7 protein-coding genes are annotated in these 5825 nt (G+C 37.7%); 3 read left to right on the top strand and 4 right to left on the bottom strand.

The window, feature by feature from the left end:
* The 4 genes from yidC to rpmH form a co-directional block, all read right to left on the bottom strand.
* On the bottom strand, positions 1 to 827 hold an 827-nt coding region (gene yidC, locus QZ488_RS20835; RefSeq protein ID WP_293752370.1), incomplete at its 3' end, for a membrane protein insertase YidC.
* 120 nt (positions 828 to 947) lie between these two features.
* The gene (yidD, locus tag QZ488_RS20830; protein WP_293752368.1) at positions 948 to 1199 is read right to left on the bottom strand and encodes a membrane protein insertion efficiency factor YidD; all 252 of its coding nucleotides are present in this window, start codon (positions 1197 to 1199) and stop codon (positions 948 to 950) included.
* The gene (rnpA, locus tag QZ488_RS20825; protein ID WP_293752366.1) at positions 1154 to 1522 is read right to left on the bottom strand and encodes a ribonuclease P protein component; all 369 of its coding nucleotides are present in this window, start codon (positions 1520 to 1522) and stop codon (positions 1154 to 1156) included. Before rnpA ends, yidD begins: the two co-directional genes overlap by 46 nt.
* 9 nt (positions 1523 to 1531) lie before the next feature.
* Positions 1532 to 1666 (bottom strand): 50S ribosomal protein L34, encoded by a 135-nt coding sequence (gene rpmH, locus QZ488_RS20820; RefSeq protein ID WP_007615483.1) that lies wholly within the window; start codon positions 1664 to 1666, stop codon positions 1532 to 1534.
* Between the two features lie 538 nt (positions 1667 to 2204).
* Here rpmH and dnaA point away from each other — a divergent pair.
* The 3 genes from dnaA to recF all read left to right on the top strand — a co-directional run.
* Positions 2205 to 3605, top strand: a complete 1401-nt coding sequence (gene dnaA / locus QZ488_RS20815; RefSeq protein ID WP_293752359.1) for a chromosomal replication initiator protein DnaA — start codon at positions 2205 to 2207, stop codon at positions 3603 to 3605.
* Between the two features lie 18 nt (positions 3606 to 3623).
* Entirely contained in the window at positions 3624 to 4727 is a 1104-nt protein-coding gene (dnaN, locus tag QZ488_RS20810) for a DNA polymerase III subunit beta (RefSeq protein WP_293752357.1), read from the top strand.
* A 28-nt stretch (positions 4728 to 4755) separates the two neighbouring features.
* A partial coding sequence (recF, locus tag QZ488_RS20805) for a DNA replication/repair protein RecF (RefSeq protein WP_293752355.1) occupies positions 4756 to 5825 on the top strand: 1070 nt, incomplete at its 3' end.

Below are 5825 nucleotides of genomic sequence, written 5' to 3'. Positions count from 1 at the left end.
TACAAATTATTCTTTTCGTCTTGAGGCGGTACCCAAGCAGAAACAAAATAATGTTCTATCATTGCAGCCCAACCTGCGACAGTCGTTTCTTTTAAATTATTATCAACCATGTCATCGAAAGCATATTTTTCGTATTTGTCTTCTTCGGTTGAATAAGCGCCACCACGATAAATTGGCATAAACATGCTGCCTTCTTGTTCAAGCATGCTTTGTTTAAGTTGGGCAAATTGTTGGACTTGTTTGGGATCACTAGTGTTGTTTTTGATGGTATAAGTCACATCAATTTTGTGACTGTCACGTGTAAAGATAAAGCTTTTAATAACCAGCAAACCTTCAGGAGTAACTAAAGTAAGAGGCACTGTTAAAGTATCTCCCTCGAGTTGATAACTATCCTTTGCAACCGTGTAATTAGGGCGACCTTTGCTATCTGTACCGTCTCGGCCAATTAATCCACTTTGTGCTATGAATAATTTGTCACCATTTGGTTTTAGTAAGCTATAAAACTCTTTTGAGTTTTCTTCCTTTGGAAACTTACCTAAGTTGGCTGAAATTACGTCGCCACCTTTAGTGTCGATACTAAGGATAAGTGTATCTGTGACTACAGAGATGATTTTTCCGTTATGGTCTGAACTTGCAATCAAAGTTTGCCCGTCTACCGTTGCCGCGGGTACATCGTCTGAGCTTGGCATGTCTTGTTGGGTACTAGCTTGTTCAGTACTTACTAGTGGTGCGACCGGCTTAGGTCCGTAATCTAATTGCCATTGTTGCCATAATAGAAAGCCGACCATAGCGAGGCCAATTAATAAAAAACTGCGTTGGGATTCCATAAAATACTCTAATTAACTACTTATTTATGTGTGTGACTTATTCGTGTCAATACATTAAACCACGGCGACGTTACTATTTTACTTTTATTCTGATTATTTATGAGGGCATAAGCCTAAAAATCATTCTTTATTTTGTTTTTTTTCTGGTACTGGATCATAACCACCATGATTTAAAGGGTGACATTTTAATATGCGTTTTAAACTTAACCAACTACCTTTTATCAATCCGTGTTTAGTAATAGCGTCAATTGCATAATAAGAGCAACTTGGGTGGAACCTACATGTAGGTCCTATCATCGGTGAAAGCACTATTTGATAGAGCTTAATTATGCCGATTGGGATTTTTCGCAGCGCGACGCTAACTTTTTCCATAATTTACTCAGTAAAAAAAACAATTCCTGATTAGATAATTTATCTAAACCACTTTTGCCTACTACAACTATATCAATATTTGGAAACGAATGGCGTTCTAGTCGGAAGCTCTCACGAATAAGGCGTTTTAACCGATTTCTGTCGTGTGCGTGTTTGACTCTTTTTTTAGCCAAAGTGATGCCTAGACGAGGATTATTCGAAGTATTAAATCTAGCTAGTAGGGTGAGTTGGGGTGAAACAGATGGAATTGCATTACTGAAGACATATTCAAAGTGGGTGGGAGTAAGTAGCCTTAGCTCCCGAGAAAAATGATTTTCACCCACCTTGGATAATTAAGCTGATAAACGCGCACGGCCTTTAGCACGACGATTGGCTATAACCTTGCGGCCATTTTTAGTCGCCATACGGGCACGAAAACCGTGTGAACGCTTACGCTTTAAGTTGCTTGGTTGAAAAGTTCTTTTCATGACCTAGTCCCGCTATACATAAGGTTTAAACAAAATGAACATTTATATGATAACCACTTTGTGGTAATCACCATGCTCAAAAATGACGCTGAATAATAGAGATCACTTGGTATATTGTCAATCAATTACTGCAACTAATGATAATAGCTGAATTATCCTGTCAATTTCCATCAATATTTGATAACTGTTGAAAATGTTTGTTTTATCCACAGTCTTGCTAATAAGTTAGTTAGTCTGTAGGGAATAGGAATATATATTGGCATTGAATACGTCTAAAAAATAGTAGCGAGTCAAGCTTGCTAAGATTCGATAAATTCATTTAAAACAATTAGATATAAGTATAGTTAAAGTTATTTCTAATTAATTTTAAATGTATGTTGCGTTAGTTAGGCGAATAGCGAGATAATTCACAGCTGGTTATAAGTTTGGCACGTAACGGGCTAAAAATAATACAAGGGTGGTTTTTGCCTTTTGTATTGTAATTTCCTTTTTTATCTTATATTGGCCTTTGTTTATAAGGGTGGAGTTGTTTTTTTTGATGTCTATATGGAATCAGTGTCTCGATAGGTTGCAACAGGATTTACCTATCCAGCAATTTAGTATGTGGATAAGACCACTTCAGGCCGAACAAGGCGATGCTCACATTACTCTTTTTGCACCAAATCGATTTGTTTTGGATTGGGTTAGAGACAAATATTTTTCGCAAATTAATAATTTGTTAGCGGAATTTTGTGGAGACAATGCACCTCAATTAAGATTTGAGGTAAAGGTCGTGAATCGAGATGTCAGGAGCGGGGCAGCAAATAGTCATCCGTCAGCCCTAGGGCAAAACAATCAAAACAAAAACAGCCAGTCTCCTTCAATTCCCTCGGTGCAAGTTTCTAATGTAGTAAACTCAGCGCCTATTCCTTTAGGGCATAAAAGTAATATTAATCTAACTTACAAATTCGATAATTTTGTTGAAGGTAAGTCAAATCAATTAGCAAGAGCAGCCTCGCAACAAGTTGCTGATAACCCTGGTGGTGCTTATAACCCACTGTTTATTTATGGTGGTACCGGTTTAGGTAAAACCCATTTATTACACGCCGTTGGTAATGGCATTATGGACAAAAAGAAGAATGCGACAGTTGTTTATATGCATTCAGAACGTTTTGTTCAGGATATGGTTAAAGCTTTGCAGAATAATGCGATCGAGGAGTTTAAACGCTATTATCGTTCGGTTGATGCCTTGCTCATTGATGATATTCAGTTTTTTGCCAATAAAGAGCGTTCTCAAGAAGAGTTTTTCCATACATTTAATGCCTTGCTTGAAGGTAATCAGCAAATAATTCTTACATCAGATCGTTATCCAAAAGAGATTGTTGGGGTAGAAGATCGCTTGAAATCTCGATTTGGATGGGGTCTAACTATAGCTATTGAACCCCCAGAACTGGAAACACGTGTAGCAATTTTAATGCGTAAAGCGGTTGAAAATAAGATATTTTTGCCTGACGAAGTAGCTTTTTTCATTGCCAAACGTTTACGGTCAAATGTGCGTGAACTTGAAGGGGCGTTAAATCGTGTTATTGCTAATGCCAATTTTACAGGCCGACCCATTACAATAGATTTCGTGCGAGAAGCGCTTCGTGATTTATTAGCGCTTCAAGAAAAATTGGTGACAATTGATAATATCCAGAAAACGGTAGCAGAATATTACAAGATTAAGATGGCAGATATATTGTCTAAAAGACGAAGTCGCAGTGTTGCAAGACCAAGGCAAATGGCCATGGCTTTGTCTAAGGAATTAACTAACCATAGTTTACCAGAGATCGGTGACGCTTTTGGTGGTCGAGACCACACCACTGTTTTGCACGCTTGCCGAAAAATAGTGCAGCTAAGGGAAGAAAGTCATGATATAAAAGAAGACTATCAGAACTTAATACGCACACTATCTTCATAAAAATTCACGAGTAAAAAGATGAAATTTAGCATCAGTAGGGAAAACTTCTTACAGCCACTTCAATTGGTTTCTGGCGCAGTTGAGCGTCGCCATACACTGCCTATACTGTCTAATGTATTGATAAAGGTTAGTGATAACTCACTTTGGTTAACTGGTACTGATTTAGAGGTCGAATTGATTTCTAATGTAACTTTAACTGGGGATTTTGTTGAAGGTGAAATTACTGTACCAGCTAAAAAGCTGCTAGACATATGTAGAGGCCTAAACGAGGGTAGTAATATCGACTTCAGTGTTGATGCAAACAAAGCGCTACTTAAATCCGGTCGCAGTAAATATAGTCTATCAACCTTATCAGCTGATGATTATCCTAATCTTGAGGACTGGCAAGGTGAGTTGGAGTTCGAAATTCCACAATCAGATTTAAAAAAGCTGATTGATAGTACCCATTTTTGCATGGCTCAACAGGATGTACGTTATTACCTAAATGGAATGTCACTTGAGACTGAAGATAACCTTATTCGTACTGTTGCTACTGATGGTCATAGGCTTGCCCTTTGCCGTTTGAACTATACAAATGCAACATTACCCAATCGCCAAGTAATTATACCGCGTAAGGGTGTGTTAGAAATCATTAGGCTTATTGAAGATAATGATAAATTGGTTAAGGTTCAAGTCGGTTCAAACCACATTAGAATCTTTTCTACAGATTTTATTTTTACTAGTAAGTTAGTCGATGGGCGTTTTCCCGACTATAGACGTGTTTTACCAAAAGATGGTGATAAAAAAATTGAATCGAGCAAAGACGTGTTAAAGCACGCATTTTCTAGAGCGTCTATTTTATCAAATGAAAAATTCCGGGGGGTTCGTTTGAACCTGTCGAATGGTGAGCTTAAGATTACAGCTAATAACCCAGAGCAAGAAGAAGCTGAAGAAATTGTAGATGTTGAATATCAAGGCGATAGTCTAGAAATTGGTTTTAACGTAGCCTATCTCATTGATGTAATGAATGGTTTAAGCTGCGAAGATGTACGCATTACTTTGGCAGATTCTAATAGCAGCGCATTGATAGAGGACTCTAAAGATGATTCCGCCCTTTACGTTATTATGCCGATGAGACTGTAATTCGATTATATAAGACGTTTCGTTCCCTATGAAGCTGGACAAAGTCCAGATTAGTCATTTTAGAAATATTGATGATTTGTCACTTATTGCTAATCAAAACCTGAATGTTTTTCTTGGTGAGAACGGTAGTGGCAAATCTTCCATATTGGAGGCCTTACATTATCTTGGCTTCGCCCGTTCTTTTCGTACTTCAAAACACAAAAATGTTATCAAACATGATGAGTTAGGTTTTACTGTTTTTTGTTCGACCGTTTTACAAGATGGTATACAGCAAAAATTTGGCATCAGTAGATTTTCTAACGATAAATGTGTTGTTAATATCGATGGTCAAAAATCTAAGCGGGCAACAGACTTAGCAAGCTATTTACCAATTCAAATATTTACGCCTCAAAGTTCAGACATGTTACTTGGAGCACCAAAGCTACGAAGACGCTATCTAGATTGGTTGTTGTTTCACGTGGAACACTCCTTTAATTTGGATTTCCAAGTGTTCAGTAAAGGGTTAAGGCATTTAAATTCTTTATATAAACGAGACCAACAAGAGCAAAGCTTAGACTACTGGACTGGGCTCCTAAGTGAAAAAGGGCAGATAATTAGCGACAAACGAGAAAGATTGCTAAGTGAGCACCTTATACAGCTTATTAATGCGAATTTAGCCGATTTTTTACCTGAGTTTTCCTTCGAAATTTCGTATTATAGGGGATGGGAAAAAGGCTGTAGTTTAGCGGATGCCATATTAAAGAATAGACAACGAGATCAACGAAATGGGTTTCTAAGTGTCGGTCCTCATAAGGCAGACTTACGCATAAAGACACAAGGTGTAAATGCCCACGAGATATTATCTAGGGGACAGTTAAGAATGTTGGTAGCAGCGATGCAACTAGCGCAAACACAATACTTACATGAACAAACTGCAAAGACGTCAATTTTCTTGTTAGACGACGTTGGTGCGGAACTAGATGAAGAAAAAAGAAAAGTGTTTATATCCCGATTGAACACATCTGATACTCAGTTGTTTGTGACAGCGATTGATGTCAAACAATTAGAGTTCCTTGAGAACTATAACGATAAAAAAGTGTTTCACGTGGAACATGGCCA

This window comes from uncultured Paraglaciecola sp. (assembly GCF_913020055.1).
Lineage (GTDB): Bacteria > Pseudomonadota > Gammaproteobacteria > Enterobacterales > Alteromonadaceae > Paraglaciecola.
This window is presented reverse-complemented; position numbering and strand designations above follow the sequence as displayed.

What these genes read in the sequence shown, in the direction of transcription:
- yidD (WP_293752368.1), bottom strand. Translation starts at nt 1,199, where the DNA reads ATGGAAAAAGTTAGCGTCGCGCTGCGAAAAATCCCAATCGGCATAATT.
- rpmH (WP_007615483.1), bottom strand. Translation starts at nt 1,666, where the DNA reads ATGAAAAGAACTTTTCAACCAAGCAACTTAAAGCGTAAGCGTTCACAC.
- dnaA (WP_293752359.1), top strand. Translation starts at nt 2,205, where the DNA reads ATGTCTATATGGAATCAGTGTCTCGATAGGTTGCAACAGGATTTACCT.
- dnaN (WP_293752357.1), top strand. Translation starts at nt 3,624, where the DNA reads ATGAAATTTAGCATCAGTAGGGAAAACTTCTTACAGCCACTTCAATTG.